The 18959-nt window shown below is 33.7% G+C and carries 17 protein-coding genes, 1 tRNA gene and 2 pseudogenes; 9 read left to right on the forward strand and 11 right to left on the reverse strand.

Annotated elements, in window-relative coordinates:
- Positions 1 to 163: 163 nt before the first annotated feature.
- Both fsa and ABYI63_RS05265 read right to left on the reverse strand, forming a co-directional pair.
- Positions 164 to 820, reverse strand: a complete 657-nt coding sequence (gene fsa / locus ABYI63_RS05260) for a fructose-6-phosphate aldolase (RefSeq protein WP_372754190.1) — start codon at positions 818 to 820, stop codon at positions 164 to 166.
- A gap of 11 nt (positions 821 to 831) precedes the next feature.
- Complete coding sequence (locus tag ABYI63_RS05265; RefSeq protein WP_372754192.1) at positions 832 to 2874, reverse strand: transketolase family protein; 2043 nt, start codon at positions 2872 to 2874, stop codon at positions 832 to 834.
- 438 nt (positions 2875 to 3312) lie between these two features.
- On the opposite strand from ABYI63_RS05265, the gene ABYI63_RS05270 reads away from it, so the two are divergent.
- Positions 3313 to 4350 carry a LacI family DNA-binding transcriptional regulator gene (locus ABYI63_RS05270; RefSeq protein WP_372754194.1) on the forward strand — a complete coding sequence of 346 codons (1038 nt, stop codon included), beginning with the start codon at positions 3313 to 3315 and terminating at the stop codon, positions 4348 to 4350.
- A gap of 63 nt (positions 4351 to 4413) precedes the next feature.
- Here the strand turns inward: ABYI63_RS05270 and ABYI63_RS05275 are convergent, their stop codons facing one another.
- The 5 genes from ABYI63_RS05275 to ABYI63_RS05295 all read right to left on the reverse strand — a co-directional run bounded on the left by ABYI63_RS05275 (position 4414) and on the right by ABYI63_RS05295 (position 9649).
- Complete coding sequence (locus ABYI63_RS05275; protein ID WP_372754196.1) at positions 4414 to 5226, reverse strand: polysaccharide lyase family 7 protein; 813 nt, start codon at positions 5224 to 5226, stop codon at positions 4414 to 4416.
- A gap of 301 nt (positions 5227 to 5527) precedes the next feature.
- Positions 5528 to 6826: an MFS transporter gene (locus tag ABYI63_RS05280; RefSeq protein WP_372754198.1), complete on the reverse strand. Its 1299-nt coding sequence runs from the start codon at positions 6824 to 6826 to the stop codon at positions 5528 to 5530.
- Between the two features lie 78 nt (positions 6827 to 6904).
- A complete protein-coding gene (gene uxaC, locus ABYI63_RS05285) occupies positions 6905 to 8305 on the reverse strand; it encodes a glucuronate isomerase (protein ID WP_372754200.1) in 1401 nt (466 codons plus the stop codon).
- A 20-nt stretch (positions 8306 to 8325) separates the two neighbouring features.
- On the reverse strand, positions 8326 to 9117 hold the full coding sequence (locus ABYI63_RS05290; RefSeq protein ID WP_372754202.1) for a gluconate 5-dehydrogenase: 792 nt from the start codon (positions 9115 to 9117) through the stop codon (positions 8326 to 8328).
- 450 nt (positions 9118 to 9567) lie between these two features.
- Positions 9568 to 9649: transfer RNA gene (locus tag ABYI63_RS05295), tRNA-Leu, on the reverse strand.
- A gap of 109 nt (positions 9650 to 9758) precedes the next feature.
- Here ABYI63_RS05295 and ABYI63_RS05300 point away from each other — a divergent pair.
- From ABYI63_RS05300 to ABYI63_RS05320, 5 genes and pseudogenes are all read left to right on the forward strand, one after another.
- A complete protein-coding gene (locus tag ABYI63_RS05300) occupies positions 9759 to 10718 on the forward strand; it encodes an alpha/beta hydrolase (RefSeq protein WP_372754204.1) in 960 nt (319 codons plus the stop codon).
- Positions 10719 to 10780: 62 nt separating this feature from the next.
- Positions 10781 to 12169 (forward strand): dipeptidase, encoded by a 1389-nt coding sequence (locus ABYI63_RS05305; RefSeq protein WP_372754206.1) that lies wholly within the window; start codon positions 10781 to 10783, stop codon positions 12167 to 12169.
- Between the two features lie 115 nt (positions 12170 to 12284).
- On the forward strand, positions 12285 to 13145 hold the full coding sequence (locus ABYI63_RS05310) for a DMT family transporter (RefSeq protein WP_372754208.1): 861 nt from the start codon (positions 12285 to 12287) through the stop codon (positions 13143 to 13145).
- An 83-nt stretch (positions 13146 to 13228) separates the two neighbouring features.
- A pseudogene (locus ABYI63_RS05315) lies at positions 13229 to 13730 on the forward strand (DUF4407 domain-containing protein); the annotation flags it as partial.
- Positions 13726 to 13893 (forward strand): annotated as a pseudogene (locus ABYI63_RS05320) (peptidase dimerization domain protein); the annotation flags it as partial. The pseudogenes ABYI63_RS05315 and ABYI63_RS05320, both read left to right, overlap by 5 nt.
- A 164-nt stretch (positions 13894 to 14057) precedes the next feature.
- On the opposite strand, the gene ABYI63_RS05325 reads toward ABYI63_RS05320, so the two are convergent.
- Positions 14058 to 14510: an Lrp/AsnC family transcriptional regulator gene (locus ABYI63_RS05325; protein ID WP_372754210.1), complete on the reverse strand. Its 453-nt coding sequence runs from the start codon at positions 14508 to 14510 to the stop codon at positions 14058 to 14060.
- Positions 14511 to 14874: 364 nt separating this feature from the next.
- Here ABYI63_RS05325 and ABYI63_RS05330 point away from each other — a divergent pair, with 364 nt between their 5' ends.
- Positions 14875 to 15735 (forward strand): DMT family transporter, encoded by an 861-nt coding sequence (locus ABYI63_RS05330; protein WP_372754212.1) that lies wholly within the window; start codon positions 14875 to 14877, stop codon positions 15733 to 15735.
- A 74-nt stretch (positions 15736 to 15809) separates the two neighbouring features.
- The gene (locus ABYI63_RS05335; protein ID WP_372754214.1) at positions 15810 to 16910 is read left to right on the forward strand and encodes a DUF4407 domain-containing protein; all 1101 of its coding nucleotides are present in this window, start codon (positions 15810 to 15812) and stop codon (positions 16908 to 16910) included.
- 1 nt (position 16911) lies between these two features.
- On the opposite strand, the gene ABYI63_RS05340 is transcribed toward ABYI63_RS05335, so the two are convergent.
- The gene (locus ABYI63_RS05340) at positions 16912 to 17190 is read right to left on the reverse strand and encodes an STAS domain-containing protein (RefSeq protein ID WP_372754216.1); all 279 of its coding nucleotides are present in this window, start codon (positions 17188 to 17190) and stop codon (positions 16912 to 16914) included.
- Between the two features lie 221 nt (positions 17191 to 17411).
- On the opposite strand from ABYI63_RS05340, the gene ABYI63_RS05345 reads away from it, so the two are divergent.
- The gene (locus ABYI63_RS05345) at positions 17412 to 17843 is read left to right on the forward strand and encodes a DUF4440 domain-containing protein (protein ID WP_372754218.1); all 432 of its coding nucleotides are present in this window, start codon (positions 17412 to 17414) and stop codon (positions 17841 to 17843) included.
- A 9-nt stretch (positions 17844 to 17852) separates the two neighbouring features.
- Here the strand turns inward: ABYI63_RS05345 and ABYI63_RS05350 are convergent, their stop codons facing one another.
- On the reverse strand, positions 17853 to 18431 hold the full coding sequence (locus ABYI63_RS05350) for a PhnA domain-containing protein (RefSeq protein WP_372754220.1): 579 nt from the start codon (positions 18429 to 18431) through the stop codon (positions 17853 to 17855).
- A gap of 77 nt (positions 18432 to 18508) precedes the next feature.
- A complete protein-coding gene (locus ABYI63_RS05355) occupies positions 18509 to 18868 on the reverse strand; it encodes an MmcQ/YjbR family DNA-binding protein (RefSeq protein ID WP_372754222.1) in 360 nt (119 codons plus the stop codon).
- Positions 18869 to 18959: the final 91 nt, after the last annotated feature.

Raw genomic sequence — 18959 nt, forward strand, 5'->3', positions numbered from 1 at the left:
CCAATTACATGTTGACTCCCAATCAAATGCACAAACAAAATAGTATCAAAAGAAAAAAATATAAAACTAAAAAAGGCAGTGACATAAAATCACTACCTTTAAATTATTAATTCTGTATCCCTATTTCAGGACGTCACAAATATTACAATAATATTTCTAAATATTATTTGTTACCTTTTTGATAATCTAATAAAAACTGAGCTAAACCACTATCCGTTAATGGGTGTTTTAATAAGCCTTTTATAGCTGATAATGGCCCAGTCATAACATCAGATCCCAATTTAGCACAATCAATGATGTGCATAGTGTGACGTACTGATGCTGCTAAAATTTGTGTTTGGAATCCGTAATTATCATAAATCATTCTGATTTCAGAGATAAGATTTAATCCATCGGTAGAAATATCATCTAAACGACCAATAAATGGAGACACATAAGTAGCTCCTGCCTTGGCTGCCAATAATGCCTGACCTGGAGAGAACACCAACGTTACATTAGTTCTAATACCTTTATCTGAAAAGTACTTGCAAGCTTTAATACCATCGGCAATTAGAGGTAATTTAACCACTATTTGTGGGTGTAAGGCCGCTAAAGCCTCACCTTCTTTCACCATACCTTCAAAGTCGGTTGCAATAACTTCTGCACTTACATCTCCTTCTACTAAATCACATATTTTTTTGTAGTGCTCTAGAATATTTTCGGCACCTGTAATACCTTCTTTAGCCATTAATGATGGGTTAGTTGTAACACCATCTAAAACACCTAAAGCTTGAGCTTCTGCTATATCACTTAGGTTTGCTGTATCAATAAAAAATTTCATCCGTTATGTTTTTAGTTTTGTTGTGTTTTTAAATACGCTAATACTTGTTGACTTACTTTTTCGCCTGTGAAACCGAATTTCTCATCCAATACATTTGCTGGTGCAGAATAACCGAAATGATCTAATCCGAAAACTTTTCCGTTATCACCTACTAAACCTTCTAAATTTATTGGTAAGCCTGCTGTTAAGCCAAATAATGGTTTATTTTTTGGAATAACAGAATCCTGATAGTCTTCAGACTGTAACCTGAATACGCCTTCTGAGATTACGGAAGCGATGTTTACTTTTAGTCCGTTTTCAGATTCTAAAATTTCAGCTGCAGCAAACAATGTTGCAACTTCCGAACCGTTGGCTATTAAAACCACATCTGGATTTTCAACTTCTTTCACTAAATAACCACCTTTTTCCGCAGCTAATGCTTCTTGGTATCTTGAAGTTCCTTTTGCAGGAATATCTTTGATGTTTTGTCTAGAAAGAATTAAACCCGTTGGGGTGTTTTTATTTTCTAAGGCCATTTTCCATGCAACGCTTGTTTCGGCAGAATCTGCGGGACGTAAGGCTAAGAAACTTGGGTTACCACTGTGGTTTTTTAATTTTTCTAACAAACGAATTTGTGCTTCTTGCTCTACTGGCTGGTGTGTTGGTCCGTCCTCACCTACTCTAAAGGCATCGTGTGTCCAAACATATTTCACGCCTAATTCTTGAATACCACTTAAACGAATGGCTGGTTTCATATAATCTGAAAACACAAAGAATGTAGCTACCACAGGGATAATTCCACCATGTAAGGCTAAACCGTTAGCAATACATGCCATCGTTAATTCAGCAACACCGGCTTGTAAAAACGAACCGCTGAAGTCTCCTTTTTTAAGTGCCTGTGTTTTCTTTAAGAAACCATCAGTTTTATCGGAGTTTGATAAATCGGCAGAAGACACAATCATGTTTTCTACGTTTTCAGCTAAATAGCCTAATACACCTGAAGATGCTGCTCTAGAAGCTAAACCTGCTTTATGCTCTATAGATTCAAAATCCAATGCTGGCAATTCACCAGATAGGAAGAAATCTAATTTATCTGCCAATGCTTTGTTTGATGCTCTCCAAGTTGCAATTTCTGCTTTCTTATCCGCAGCTTTGGCTGTTTTTGCTTTTAAAATATCTTTATATAAGGCTGCCACTTCTGGGTAAATATCAAATGGATTTTCAGTATTAGCACCTAAGTTTTCTAAAGTTTTTGCATAATCTGCACCTGTATGACCAATTGGTTGTCCATGCAATTCGCAGTGACCTTCAAACATACTACCATCTGCAGCTACAGCACCTTTACCCATAATAGTTTTACCTATTATTAAGGTTGGCTTTTCTGTTTCGTTATTGGCATCAGTTAATGCTTTTCTAATTTCATCGTGGTTATGTCCATCAATAGTTACTACCTTCCAACCCCATGCTTCGTATTTCATGGCTGTATCTTCAGAAGTTACTTCTTCTGTTCCCGTAGATAATTGAATATCATTCGAATCGAAGAACATAATAAAATTATTCAGTCCTAAATGACCAGCAATCCTACCTGCTCCTTGCGAAATTTCTTCTTGGATTCCACCATCAGAAATAAAACCATAAATCTTATGGTTCATCCAATCTCCAAATTTAGCTTGTAAAAATTTAGCACCAATGGCAGCACCAACACCCATGGTATGTCCTTGCCCTAATGGTCCAGATGTATTTTCTATTCCTCTTTTTACATCAACTTCTGGATGCCCTGGCGTTATAGAACCCCATTGTCTAAAATTAGCAACATCATCCTTTTTATAGTTTCCTAAAAGATAATACTGAGCATACATTAAGGTAGATAAGTGACCTGCATCCATGAAAAAACGGTCTCTGAAAGGCCATTCCATATCTGTTGGGTCAAAATTGAAGAACTCAGAATATAAAATGTGCATAAAATCGGCACCACCCATTGGGCCTCCTGGATGTCCTGAATTCGCTTTTTCTACCATCGCTACAGCTAATGCTCGAATATTATCTGCGGCTTGTTGATCTAATTTTTTGTTCATTTTTTGTATGTTAATTTTTAAAAGCTAATAACTTAGTTGGTTTCCACTTAAATTAATTTTGCAAAAATAGCAAAACATTTCACCTAACACCAATTTTAAAGACAATAGAGGTATTTATTTATCATTAAATATGAACATAATTGCGGCTTTTAAGAAAAAACTAACTAAAACCATTTTTCATATTGAATATCAATAATATAGATTTCAATTTATGCATTTACTTATGAAAAAATGTTTAGAGGTTTAAGAACTACTAGATAAAAATAATTGAATCATTTTTTCTTTTTTATCATATTTAAGTTAACCTTTGTCATAGAAATTTTCGACTTTGCATTTACTTAAAACTCAATAATTTCTTAAATAATAGAAGATAAAACCGTAACTTACATTACGATTAAATTCTTTCATAATTTTCCAAAAAACCGACATCATAAATTGATGAAAAAGAAGACAACTATCTATGATATTGCTGAAAAACTAAATATAACTGCAGCAACTGTATCTAGAGCTTTAAATGGCAACCCTAAAATAAGCGAAAGCACTCGTGAATTAGTAAATAATACTGCGAAAGAACTTAATTACGAACAAAATAAACTTGCTCTTGCTCTTAAAAGTGGCAAAAGTTTTAATGTTGGCGTAATCGTTCCCCGAATAGACAACAATTTTTTTGCTTCTGTAATCCGTGGTATTGAAGAAGAATTACACCCGCAGGGATATCATGTTATTATTTGCCAAACTCACGATCAGGAAAATTTGGAAGTTGAAAAAATAAACTCGCTGCTGAACATACAAGTTGATGGCATTTTGATGTCTATTTGTAATGTGAGTTTAGAGCCTGAAAAACATTTTCAAAAAATTTTAAAAAAAGGGATTCCATTAATATTTTTCGATAGAAAAAGAGACATGGAAGGTGTGAGTTCTATAACCATTAATGACTTTAAAGGTGCTTATGAGGCGACTCAACATTTAATTAATCAGGGTTGCAAACGCATTGCTCATTTATCCAATAATTGTGAAATGGAAATTTTTAAAAACCGTTATTTGGGCTATAAACAAGCTATTTTAGACAATGGCTTGGAATTGGATGACAGTTTGGTTATAGAGTCTATTAGTAAAGTTGCGGAAGGTAGAAAAAAAACCAAACTACTTTTAGCAAATCCAAATCCTCCTGATGCTATTTTTTCGTCTAGTGATTTTACAGCGTTAGGTGCTATTGAAGAAATAAAAGCACAAGGATTAAGAATACCAGAAGACATTTGTGTTGTTGGTTTTAGTAATGAACCTTTTACACGTTTTTTAGAACTTTCTATCACTTCCGTGGATCAATCTCCAGTAGAAATGGGCAGAATTTGCGCCCAGGTTTTCCTAGAAGAAGCCAAAAACAAAAAAGTTAAAACAGAGAAAAAAATTGTTTTAACACCCGAGTTAATTATAAGAGACTCTTCTTTAAAAACAAAAGCATTAGCCAATTCATAAAATAAAACCTGTTGCACTATTTACAAAACAGAACAACAGGTTTAAAAACAATTTTATTATTTGCTAATTCTTACTATGCGTTAGCATTACATATTTTATTTGCACCACAACAGCATCTTCAGTTCCTTTACTGTTATTGAAGTAATTACCAATTCTAAATAAATTTTGAGAAAACTCGGTATCCCTAAATTCGGCAATTGGAAAATTCTTTTTATCCACATCCGAATCTTTACAGTAGATTGACAAGCTAACTCTACCATCAATCATTTTCAAGGCAATATCGAACATATTATTATCAACTTTGGCTATTCTTGTTTGTTTATATTGCCCATCTCCAGATTCATTACTATTTACGTCGGCGAAAATATACCCGTCTGTCCAAAGAATTCGAATTTTATCATAACTCGCTCCATTTTTATCTATACCTATAATTCGAGCTATACAAGTTTCAGGCGAACCTTTTACTTTATAAGCTTTCATTCTAGACTCTAGAATATGTCTGCCAGAATTAGTCCAATATTCTTTATAGTCACTTTTTTTATCATAAAATACTTCTACTAATTCACTAGATGAATAATTTAGTTTTTTATTCCCAAAGGCATCCTTACCAGTAGCCCCTAGATAACTAGACAAAAGCTCAATGGTACTGTTCGAATTCTCCTTAAAGTATTCTCTATATTCACCACTTGAAAGTGCTTTTTTAATATCTTTTCCTTCAATTATTTTAGAAATACCGTCCACAGGAATATCTACTTTCCAGCTTTTCCAATCGATATCTCCAGCTTCCTTTTGAGCAGTAGCAATTAATGATACGGGTATTAATAATAAGGTTAATAGGTAGGGTCTAATTTTAGATTTTGAGGTGATACTTAACATCTTTTTAATTATTAAATAATGATTATACTTATTTTTATTTCATAAATATACAAAGTTCACAAATAATTTAACACAAAATTTATTTTTTAAGAAATTGATTATCTGTTTTTTATCATTTCCATATAAACCCATCACTAAAGGGCTGGTTATATGAGCACAAAATAAAAACTTACAGCCTCTCCTCTAGGAACTTAAAAATTCTATACCGATTATTTATTAAACTCTAAACTTTATAATAAAAAAAATCACAGTTTATTTTCTAGAAAACAAACTGTGATTTTAATACTTATAGAATAATTTATTATTTCTCTATCAAATTCAAATTTTCATCTAAAGGCGTCATTTTCGGCATTAATAAATGCACTAAGCCAAGAACAATTAAGTAACATGAACCCGCTATTAAAAAGGCCCAAAAGAAACCTTCTTTACCAGCAGAATCTAGTGCTTGCCCTAATAAAAACGATGTAACGATTCCTGCAACTGCACCAGACATTCCTCCAATTCCTGTAACTGAAGCCACGGCCTTTTTAGGAAATACGTCAGAAGCCAATGTAAAGATATTACAAGACCATGCTTGATGGCCCGCTGCACCTAACCCAATTAAGAAAATAGCTAACCATTTACTTTCCGTAATAGCCACAAGTGCAACTGGTAATATAATTAACGCACAACTTAATAGTGTGATTTTTCTAGCTTTATTGATTGACCAACCTTTTTTAATAAAAAATCCAGAAAGATAACCACCAAAAATACTTCCGAAATCGGCCATCGCATAAATAACAAAGAAAGGCACACCTATATTTTTAACATCAACACCAAAAGTGAAGGATAAGTATTTTGCCCCCCAGAAAAGATAAAACCACCAAACAGCATCTGTAGTTTTTGCTAATGCGAAAGCCCAAGTTTGTCGTTTATCAAATACACTCTTCCAAGGTAATTTATCTTCGTTTTCAACTTCAGAATCGCTTTGAATGTATTCTAATTCTGCTTTTGATAAACTTGGATGAACTTCCGGTTTTTTATAAACTCGAAACCATAAAAACACCCAAATAGCACTTAAAGCACCAGTAATTAAAAAAGGTATTTGCCAGTTCTTTCCATTTTCATGTACTACCCATCCAATAACAAATGGCGCTAAAATTGCCCCAATACTTGTTGCTGCATTGTACAAACCGGTAGCATAAGCTCTGTCTTTTTTAGGAAACCATTCCGCAACTGTTTTTTGAGCTGCCGGAAAGTTTCCAGATTCACCAATACCCAAACCAAAACGGGCAATTGAGAATCCTAAAATACTAAACGAAGCTGGTACCACGGCGTGTAACATACCAAAAATACTCCAGGTACCAATCGCTAAAGTGTAGCCCTTTTTTGTACCTAATCTATCAATAACACCTCCCATTAAAAGCATCCCTATTGCATATGCTACTTGAAACCATATTATTATTCCGGCGTAATCTGCGTTAGTCCATCCAAATAATTTTTGTAGGGTTGGAGCTAAAACACCAATAATACTTCTGTCAAAATAATTAATGGTTGTAGCAAACATTAAGAGTGCTAAAATTCTGTAACGATAGTTACCTATCTTTGCTGTTTCATTCATAATTACTGGTTTAATTGGCTTTAAATATACACCTATCTTAGGTGTTTATTTTAACTTGTTTTTTTAAAATTTACTTTTTTATATCTTAAAATATTCTTTAGCGTTGTTATAACTAATATCAGAGACTATTTTTCCTATCCACTCCATTTCATTAGGCAATTCACCTCTTTTAATTTCATCCCCAATAAGATTACATAATATACGTCTGAAATACTCATGCCTTGGAAAAGACAAGAAACTTCTAGAATCGGTAAGCATCCCAATAAAACAACTTATTAAACTCATATTGGAAAGGGTGTTTAATTGTTTCGTCATACCTTCTTTTTGGTCTTGAAACCACCAACCAGATCCCCATTGTACTTTACCCTTTACGCTGCCATCATTAAAATTACCTATCATCGTAGCCATAACTTCGTTATCGGCAGGATTTAAGTTGTAAATAATGGTTTTAGTTAGTTTATCTTTACTATCTAAAGCGTTTAAAAAAGCGGAAAGATTTTGTGCTTGAGGATAATCGCCAATAGAATCCCAACCTGTATCTGGTCCTAAAAGACGATGCATACGCGCATTGTTGTTTCTTAGTGCCCCAATATGAAATTGCTGTACCCAACCAAATTCATGGTAGGTTTCACATAAAAATAATAAAATAGCACTCTTGAATTTTAAAGCTTCTTCACTTGAAATGGTATTTCCTTCTCGTTTTTTAGCAAAAATGGACTTTATTTCACTTTCTGTATAGTTTTCAAAATATATTTGAGCTAAACCATAATCACAAATTCGGCAACCATTGGCATTAAAATATTCTATTCGTTTTCTTAGTGAAGTTAATAAGTCATCATAAGAATTTATAGTTACTTCCGAAGCCTCAGCAAGCGTATCTAAATATAAGTTATAGCCATCTGCATCAATTAAAATAACTTTATCTGGTCTAAAAGCCGTACCAACTTTTACGTTATAATCGCTTTTAGCTAATTGTTGGTGATATTGTAAATTATCAATCGGATCTTCTGTTGTACACACATATTCGGCGTTAACTTTTTGAAGTAGTTTACGACAACTATAATCACCAGACGTTAATTTATCTTGAGTTTCCTCCCAAATTTTTTCGGCAGATTTCTCATTTAACAAATCATAAATATCAAAATATCTAGCTAATTCTAAATGCGTCCAATGATATAACGGGTTACGCATAGCGTAAGGCACCGTTTTCGCCCAACTTAAAAACTTATCTTTATCAGAAGCATCTCCCGTTATAAACCTTTCATTAATTCCTAGAGTACGCATGGCTCGCCACTTGTAATGGTCGCCATTTATCCAAACATCCGTAATGTTTGCAAAGGTTTTATCTTCCGCTATTTGTTGGGGAGGTAAATGATTATGGTAATCTATAATAGGCTGATTTTTAGAATAATTATGAAATAATTCTTCAGCATATTTATTCTCTAACAAAAAATTATCGTGAATAAATTTATTACTCATTGTTGATGATTATCTTTTTTTTAATTTTCATTTGAAGGCTTACCTATTGTAGCCAAAATACCGCCATCTACATAAACAACATGTCCATTTACAAAATCGCTAGCTTTTGAACTTAAAAAGATAGCGGCTCCTTGTAAATCTTCTGGATCACCCCAACGTGCCGCTGGCGTTCTGTTTATAATAAAATCGTTAAATGGATGACCATCTACACGTATTGGAGCTGTTTGACTGGTTGCAAAATAACCAGGACCAATACCATTAGTTTGGATATTATATCTAGCCCATTCTGTAGCCATACTTCTAGTTAACATTTTAAGACCTCCTTTTGCTGCTGCATAAGCACTTACAGAATCTCTACCCAATTCACTCATCATCGAGCAGATATTAATAATTTTTCCACCGCCACGTTTTATCATGCCTTTAGCTACATGCTTAGACACAATAAAAGGCCCTACTAAGTCAATTTTTATTACCAATTCAAAATCTGGAACTTCCATATCAATAATTGGCGTTCTTTTTATAATGCCCGCATTATTTATTAAAATATCTATTGGCCCTACTTCAGATTCAATTTTCGCAATAGATTCTATCACTGCTTTTTCATCCGTTACATCAAACACATAACCATACGCTTTAAATCCAGAAGCTCTATATTCTTCCACTGCAGCATCCAAAGCATCTGCTGTATTATTATTTACCACTATGGTAGCACCTGCATTTCCTAATCCTTTTGCCATAGCCATTCCTAAGCCATGTACTGCACCTGTTACTAATGCAACTTTCCCCGTTAAATCGAATAAGTTAATTGACATAATTTTTAATTTAATTCCTATTTTATATTTAGTTAAGTAATTTTAAACAAACGTTTTATTTGTGTTCATTTTAGGTTACAAAAAACATGGTAGATGCGCTTTCTTCTATTTACCTATTTAAATAATGGCACAACCAATTTGATAACCAAAAAAGAAACACTTAATATGTTAAGTGCTTCAACATAAAAAAATCACAAAATATCATTATTCTGTAATCGATTACCCAAATGTAATAAAATTATTTTAAAATGCTAATTATATTAAACTGTATTGAATCTAAATTAAATGATTTTCAATTACAAAGGAATGAAGTGCAGCTTGAAACCATTTCAAACCCATGCTTGTAAATGTAACCTGATTAGATTAAGATGTTATGACTTAAGGATTGTTGAAGATTGTGATAAAAAACAAAAAAGCCGAATTTTTCAATTCGGCTTTTCCTTTATTAAGTGCGGGCGGGGAGACTCGAACTCCCACACCTCGCGGCACCAGATCCTAAGTCTGGCGTGTCTACCAATTCCACCACGCCCGCTAAAGGTCTGCAAATATAAACAAGATTTTTAAATTGCAAACTTCTAAAGGCTAAAAACATTCTTTTTTTATATTTTTAAAAAGATTTTGCCACTTAAACTATCAATCACTTGAAAATCTTAACTATTATAGATAGAAAAATATATATAACAATCCTGATTTTAGGTATTGGAAATATTCTTTTTTCGCAATCAACTGAAGAAGCAATAACATTAGTTACCAAAACGGGAAACATTCAAGGCACACTTTTGGTCGCTGATTCTTCTAAAAAAACACCTATTGTTTTAATTATTACTGGCTCTGGGCCTACCGATAGAAATGGCAACAACCCCATAATGACTAACAATGCTATAAAAATGCTTGCTGAGGGCTTAACGGAAAATGGAATCTCTTCATTACGTTTTGATAAACGTGGTATAGCAGAAAGCCAGTCTGCCAGCACTAATGAATTAGATTTACGATTTGAAACTTATATCAATGATGTTATTGAATGGTGCGCAGTATTAAAAAAAGATAGTAGATTCAACCATTTAATAATTTTAGGACACAGTGAAGGATCTTTAATTGGCATAATGGCTTGTAAAGAAGCAAACGCCGATAAATTTATTTCTGTAGCTGGTGCAGGATATCCTGCCAGTACTATTTTAAGAAAACAACTTAAGGAGCAACCTGGCCTTATCTTTCCTCTATCCATCCCCATCATTGAATCCTTAGAAAAGGGAAAAACCGTTAATAATCCACCAGAAATGCTAAACGCTCTATTCCGTCCTAGCGTGCAACCATACCTAATTTCTTGGTTTAAATACAATCCGCAATTTGAAATCGCTAGTTTAAACATCCCTATTTTAATAGTTCAAGGAACCACCGATATTCAGGTTAGCATAGAGGATGCTGAAATGCTTTCTAACTCCAATAAAAATGCGCAAATAGTTATTATCGAAAACATGAATCATGTTTTAAAGGAAGTTGAGGCAGATATAGCCAAAAACATAGCAACTTATAAAAATCCAAAATTACCACTAGCGGAGCTTCTAATTCCATCTATAGCGGGTTTTATTAAACAAGATTAAACGGCAGACTTAAACAAAACTATATCTTTTTTGTACTTTTGAAGTAACATTAAAAATACTTCATGAACAACATACAATCTTACATTACAGAACACAAAGATCGCTTTATTAACGAGCTTATAGAATTACTTAAAATACCTTCCATAAGTGCAGATTCCGCATACAAAAACGATGTTTTAAAAACAGCAGAAGCCGTTAAAATTAGTTTAGAAAAAGCAGGTTGCGATACCGTTGAAATTTGCCCTACCCAAGGTCACCCAATTGTATACGGCGAAAAAATAATAGATAAAAAATTACCAACAATATTAGTTTACGGCCATTATGATGTACAGCCGGCAGACCCAATAAATTTATGGGATTCACCACCTTTTGAACCTGTAATTAAAAAAACAGACTTACATCCCGACGGTGCCATTTTTGCACGTGGTGCCTGCGATGATAAAGGACAAATGTACATGCACGTAAAAGCCATGGAGTTTATGACGGCTACAAACCAACTACCATGCAACGTAAAATTCATGATTGAAGGCGAAGAGGAAATTGGCAGTGTACATTTAGCATCCTATGTAAAAACCAACCAAGACAAACTTAAAAATGATGTAATTCTAATTTCCGATACCGGTATGATTGCCAACAATGTGCCATCCATCACCACCGGATTACGTGGCTTAAGCTATGTTGAAGTTGAAGTTACAGGTCCAAACCGCGATTTACATTCCGGCTTGTATGGTGGCGCTGTAGCCAACCCAATTAACATTTTGGCAAAAATGATAGCGACTCTTCACGATGAAAATAACCACATAACTATTCCAGGCTTTTACGATAAGGTTGAAGAACTTAGCCCAGAAGAACGTGCAGAGATGGCAAAAGCACCATTCAATTTAAACGATTATAAAAAAGCCCTAAACATAGAAGCCGTTTACGGCGAATCTGGCTACACCACCAACGAACGCAACTCCATACGCCCAACCTTAGATGTTAACGGCATTTGGGGTGGCTACACGGGCGAAGGCGCAAAAACCGTTATTGCAAGTAAAGCCTATGCTAAAATTTCAATGAGATTGGTGCCAAATCAAGATTGGGAAGAAATCACCCAGCTTTTCAAATCTCATTTTGAAAATATTGCCCCCAAAGGCGTTACCGTAAATGTGAAACCGCATCATGGTGGACAAGGATATGTAACACCTATAGATAGTGTTGGTTATCAGGCAGCAAGTAAAGCCTACCAAGATACTTTTGGTAAAACCCCTATTCCACAACGTAGCGGTGGCAGCATACCAATCGTTTCCTTATTCGAGCAAGAACTAAAAAGCAAAACCATTTTGATGGGATTTGGCTTGGATAGTGATGCCATACACTCACCAAACGAACATTTCGGTATTTTCAACTATTTAAAGGGTATTGAAACCATTCCATTATTTTACAAACACTTTACCGAGCTTTCTAAATAATTTTTTTTGGCGTAACCCCCGATGAAAAATCGGGGGTCGCGCTTTACGTTACAATCTTTTGCAAAAAAGCAAAAGGATTTTCACTTCAATCGCTTACACAGAAGGCTAACTTCAAATGAAAAACCAACATTCCAACCACCTTATTCAACTTACATTGGCAACATTATTTGTAAGTACATCAGGTGCTTTAGGCAAGTTTATTGATATGCCAACACCAATCATTATTTGGTGGCGTAGTGCATTAGGCGGCTTATTTCTGTTGGCATTTATCATGTACAAAAAGTACAACCACAAAATACATTCAAAAAAAGATTTTACAACTATTTTTATAAGTGCCATTTTATTGGGTAGCCATTGGATAACCTATTTTTACGCCTTAAAACTCACCAATGTGGCCATCGGGATGCTCTCCCTCTTTGTATATCCCATCATAACAGCTCTTTTAGAACCGCTGTTTATAAAAGTAAAATTCGATCCCGTTTACATCATTTTAGGGCTTATGGTACTATTAGGCATTTACATTCTAGCCCCAGAATTTAATTTGGAAAGCACCTATATGCAAGGTATCTTATTAGGATTACTATCGGCCTCATTGTATTCCTTACGTCTTATCCTATCAAAAAAACTAACGGCTGTTTATAATGGTACCAGTATCATGTTTTATCAAATAGCGGTGCTCGCTATTATGTTAGCACCTATATTATTTTTTATGGATACCTCAGCAATAAGTACCCAATTCCCTTATGTGCTAACATTAGCACTGCTAACTACAGCCATTGGGCATACCATGTTAGTAAATAGTTTAAAACATTTCACCGTAAGTACCGCTAGCATCATAAGTAGTTCACAACCTATTTTCGGAATTATTATAGCGTTTTTCTTTTTAAATGAAATACCAACCTTAAATACTTTTTTAGGCGGTTCACTCATTCTTGCTACGGTTATTATTGAAAGTGTGCGGTCCAGAAACACTTGATTTCCATTCTTTTTAATATTTTTTTGTAACAAAATAGCAACTTTAACGTTCTAATAGTCAACCATCAATCAAAATCAATCATTATGCTAAAGCAATTCTTCATTATTTGCTCGGGTTCCGATACCGATATTTATTTAAACGCCTGCTCCAAAGGCGAACAAAATAAATATGCCGGAATTGGAACTACGATTTTCTTTACTGCAATAATAGCTACAATTGCCGCTAATTATGCTCTATTTACGGTTTTCGATAATTAATATTCTGCAATACTTTTTGGCTTAATTTGGGGATTACTCATTTTTAATTTAGATCGCTATATCGTTTCAACCATTAAAAAAAATGGCCATTTTACAGATGAATTAATTCAAGCCGCACCAAGAATAATTTTAGCACTAATTAATGCCATAGTGATCGCGAAACCTCTTAGAACTTAAAATTTTTGAAAAAGAGATTAATCAAGTGTTATTGGAAGAGAAAAATGCGCTGACTTTAAGTAACAAAAATCAAATAGCCGAACAATTCTCTCCCAAAATTGAAGCTTTAAACCGTAATATTGATTCATTACAAAGTCACATAAACCGCAAGTAAAGCCTACCAACAAAACTTCGGAAAAACCCAAAAACCTCAACGTAGCGGCGGCTGCACACCTATTGTATTGCTTTTCGTGAAAGAACTAAAAAGTGAAACCATTTTAACGGGCTTTGGGTTAAACAGCGACGCCATACACTCGCCTAACGAGCATTTTGGATTTTAATTCAAAAGACAGTTTTCATGTCTTAATTTTTTTACTTCTTAATTTAATTTTGTGATATTTTTCAACCGCACTCATTTGGCAATCGATAAACTTCATTAAAATGGAAGCTGATCTTAACGTTATCGACAGACAAAAGAAAAGTTAGGTCTCAAGAGTAATCACAAACAAAAAATAGAATTTTCCTTTACAGGATCCACAACAAATGAGCTTTGTATTTTTGCAATACCATCAACAACAGATAGTTTTTCATTGATAAAATGATGAAATTCAGAAATATTCCCTACCACAACTTTTAATAGAAAATCAAAATTTCCTGAAACATGATGACACTCCATTATTTCAGAAAGCAAGCAACTTTGCTCTTTAAAGTTATCTAATAGTTCTTTTTGATGCTTCAGTAAAGAAACTTGGCAATATGCCAAAACATGTTTTCCAATTTTATCTCTATCGAGAAGAACGACATGAGATTTTATAACCTGTTGTTGTTCTAATTTCCTAATCCTCTCATAGGTTGGTGTAACGCTTAATCCAACTTTACTGGCAATTTCCTTAGTGTTTTGTTTAGCATTCTTTTGAAGCTCCATTAATATTCTTCTGTCGATTTTATCCATACAAGATTATTTTTCTGAATTCATACAGTCCTAAAATACAAAATAGTTCGAATTTACTGTATTTTTCAAATATATAAATATATTTTCTGTATTCATATAAAAAATAGATTTTAAAACTAATTGACACTAATTTTACAGCTTTAACAACACAAAGAAGAAGACTCAAAATAAGCTTTGAATTTTATTTTTGGATACCATTAAATTATACATTAAAGAAAATAAACAACGGTTTTTAGAGGAGCTTATTGAACTTCTTAAATCGCCCTAAATAAGTGCAGATTTAGCTTAACAAAAATGATGTTTTAAAAACCACAAATACCATGCTTTAAAAGGCTTGTATACAATTAATCACTAAGAATCCTATATGAGAAAAAGATACACCTCTAGTCTTGCAACGCTTTTATTCGCTGCACTTTTAATTAGTACTTCTGGGTCTTTAGGTAAATTCATAAACCTACCTATACCTGTTATAACTTGGTGGCGTTCATCATTGAGTGCCCTATTTCTTTTTCTTTTTTGTAAAATAAAAAAAATTGATTTAAAGATTAAATCCAGGAGAGACCTTATCACAATCCTTTTAAGCACTATATTTTTAGGCATTAGTTGGATATCTTATTTCTATGCCTTAAAACTCTCTAATGTTGCTTTGGGAATGTTATCTCTATTTACATTTCCGGTTATTACTGCATTTTTAGAACCCCTATTCAGCAAAACCAAGCTCAGCTCAACACATGTTATTCTCGGAATCATAGTACTAGCTGGAATTTACATTTTAGCACCAGATTTTGATTTTAAAAACACTTATGTGAAAGGCATTCTTTTTGGCGTTTTTTCGGCAGTTTGTTATGCTCTTAGAAATTTAATGTTAAAACCATATGTTTCAAATTATCATGGTTCGGCCTTAATGACCTATCAGACCCTATTTCTAACCATTCTTCTCATTCCAGTAATTTTCTTGATGGATACTGTGAACACTACAGAACAGCTTCCACACTTGATAATTCTGGCTCTTATTACAACGGCTATTGGCCACACATTATTTGTAATGAGTTTAAAACATTTTTCTGTTAGTACAGCAAGCATTATTGGAACAGCTCAACCCATTTTTGGGATTATAATTGCTTTTTTATTCTTAAATGAATCACCATCAATCAACACCTATACTGGCGGAACACTCATCCTTGGAACGGTGATTATAGAAAGTATTCGGTCTAAAACAAAGTGATTTTTTCCTGAATATTGTAACAAAACACCAGCTTTAACGTTCTAATAATCAATCAATCAAAAAACGAATATATTATGTTAAAGCAATTCTTCATCATTTGCTCTGGCGCAGATACCGATATTTTAGAACAATGTTCTAAAGGCGAACAAAATAAATATGCGGGTATAGGCGCCACCGTTTTCTTTACAGCTGTTATGGCTTTTATAGCCGGAAGTTACGCTCTTTACACAGTGTTTGACAATTTATACACATCTATATTATTTGGATTAATTTGGGGATTACTCATTTTTAATTTAGATCGATACATTGTGTCAACCATTAAAAAAACAGGAAACGTTTTAGATGAACTTGTACAAGCAACTCCTAGAATTTTACTAGCCCTTATCATTGCCATCGTCATTTCAAAACCATTGGAACTTAAAATTTTTGAAAAAGAAATCAATCAGGTATTGTTGGAACAGAAAAACGAATTAACGCTTGCCAATAAAAACCAAATAGCAAAACAATTCAACCCTAATATTGAGGCCTTAAATAAAGACATCACCACCTTACAACAAGAAATAGCCAATAAAGAAGCTGAAGTCAATGCGCTATACAACGCGTATATTGCCGAAGCCGAAGGAACTGCCGGTACCAAACTATTGGGAAAAGGTCCTGTTTACAAAGAAAAACGCGACAAACACGATGCCCTATTAGCCGAATTGCAATTACTTAAAGAAGAAAACAAAGCCAAAATTACTGCTACAGAATCTCAAATAGCTAAACTGCAAAACGATTTTGAAACCCAAGTTACCTCTACACAACCCATTATCAATAATTTTGATGGCTTGATGGCTCGCGTAAATGCCTTAGGCAAATTGCCTTGGTTACCTTCATTTTTTATTTTCTTATTGTTTTTAGCTATTGAAACGTCTCCAATTATAGCCAAATTACTATCACCAAAAGGCGCATACGATTACAAGTTGGAAGATGAAGAAACCGGCATAAAATCGAACGTTCTTCAAAATAAAAACCAACGAGAAGCGATGCTAAAAGCAGATTTTGCTATTAACGACCGCATTTATTCTAATTTAGAAAAAGAAGATGAACTTTACGATTATAAGCATACAAAAGCGAGGGAACTTATGCAGCTTCAAGCTGATACTTTTTACAAACAACAGAAAAATATGCTATAATTTATGCAGCAATTTCAGTTTTAAAATGATTGTATAAATCTTTACAACCGAAGCCAATAATAGACAATCTTTTATTGTGCTTAACAGCCTCTTTATGAAGTTCTGTTAAAGCATTTACCCCAAAACGATCCATATTTGTAACTTCTTCTATTGAGATGGTTAAAGAATTTACGTGGTCAAAAATATTATTGAACTCGCTTTGAAAGATTACTAAAGTGTTTTTGTCTAGACTGCCTTTAATTTTAAAAAAATTGTTGCAGCTTGTAATTTTTAAATCCATAATTAGTTAGTTTTAGTTGGTTTAATAATAAATCCGGGCTATTAGTTAGTTTAGTATATAGTAAATATAACAATCACAAACCAATTAACCTTATTTATTCGATAAATAGATTTTAACTTTAGTTTAACAAAATCTATATGCAAAATTTATCGACGAGTTGCAAGTACGAGATAAAGAATTAGCTATTTTTACCGACAAGAAAAACTAAACGCTTTAGCTAGATGAAAGGTATAATACTATTATTTTGCTTTATTTTTACATATAACACCTTTGCGCAAACCTCTGAAAAGGAGGATAAAGACGCAATTCAAGCTGTTTTAAAAGCGCAACGAATTGCATGGTCCAAGCATGACATGGAAGGCTACATGGAAGGCTACTGGAAAAGTGATTCTCTAATGTTTTATGGTGCAAATGGCATAACACAAGGCTGGGAAAACACCCTTATTCGTTATGAAAAAGCCTATCCTACCGAGGCTCACACTGGTAAATTAAGTTTCAAAATAAATGATATCACTAAAATTAGCGATGATGCATATTTTGTATTAGGAGAGTATCATATAAAACGTGAAGTTGGTAATGCCGATGGTATTTTTATGCTTGTTTTTAAACGTATTAATGGCGCTTGGAAAATTGTAGCCGACACATCCTGTTGAAAACACAAATTAGGTTTTCTTAACGTATTTAGTAATAATTACTATTTGCTGCCCATCAACTTTACCTTCAATATATTCGGCATTTTCATGATCTAATCGAATGTTTCTAACGGCCGTACCTTGTTTAGCAACCATACTAGAGCCTTTTACTTTTAAGTCTTTCACCAAAACTACCGAATCACCAGCTTCTAAAATAACACCATTTATATCGCGATGAATAATTTTATTTGCTTCGTCCTCGTGTTCACCGGTTGCTCTTGCCAAGGCTAAAGCTTCGTCATCCAGATACATCATATCCAACAAATCTTTCGGCCATCCCTCATTTCTTAACCTTTGAAGCATTCTCCAAGCCATAATTTGAACCGCAACAAACTCGCTCCACATGCTATCGTTTAAACAACGCCAGTGGTTAGCATCCATCTCAGCGTTTCCTTCAATTTGATCTAAACACGAACCACAAACCAATAAACTATTATCTACGCTTTCATTTAATGACGGCGGGATGGTATACTGTTTTAAATTAGTTTTTGAAGTACAAAGTTCGCAAGTAGTATTACTTCTTTCTTGCAGTTTTTCTATTACGCTCATGTTGATTTACGATTGACGATTTTTTGATTTACAAATGTAGAGTGATATGCATTTAGCGCTGCAAATATACCATATTATTAAAGAGTATCCCGCAATTTTTTGGGCATTCCTTTTACTACCATTTCATAAGAGTGATCTATAAGTTCCAAAACGAATTTAGGCTGTAAATCTCCATTGTGAAGCTGAACTGTATTCCAATGTTTTTTACTCATATGATACCCTGGTTGGATACAGCTATATTCTGCCCGAAGTTCTTCGGCATAATCGGGATTGCATTTTAGATTGATAGCTTTTTCGCCCGATTCCCATTTTTTTAACCCGATTAAAGCAAACATTTTTCCTAATACTTTGAACACAAGCGTATCTTCATCAAAAGGAAAATCTTCTGTGACAGCTTTCTTTTTAAGGCAGTATTCGCGGATTTGTTCTATGTTCATAAAATGGTGTTTAGTTTCTTAATTTACCTAAATATGCATTTTAAAATCATCAAGACAAACGAAACCTTAGCATAATATGCTATTAAAATTT

This window comes from Mariniflexile sp., assembly GCF_041583155.1.
In the GTDB taxonomy this organism is placed as follows: domain Bacteria; phylum Bacteroidota; class Bacteroidia; order Flavobacteriales; family Flavobacteriaceae; genus Mariniflexile.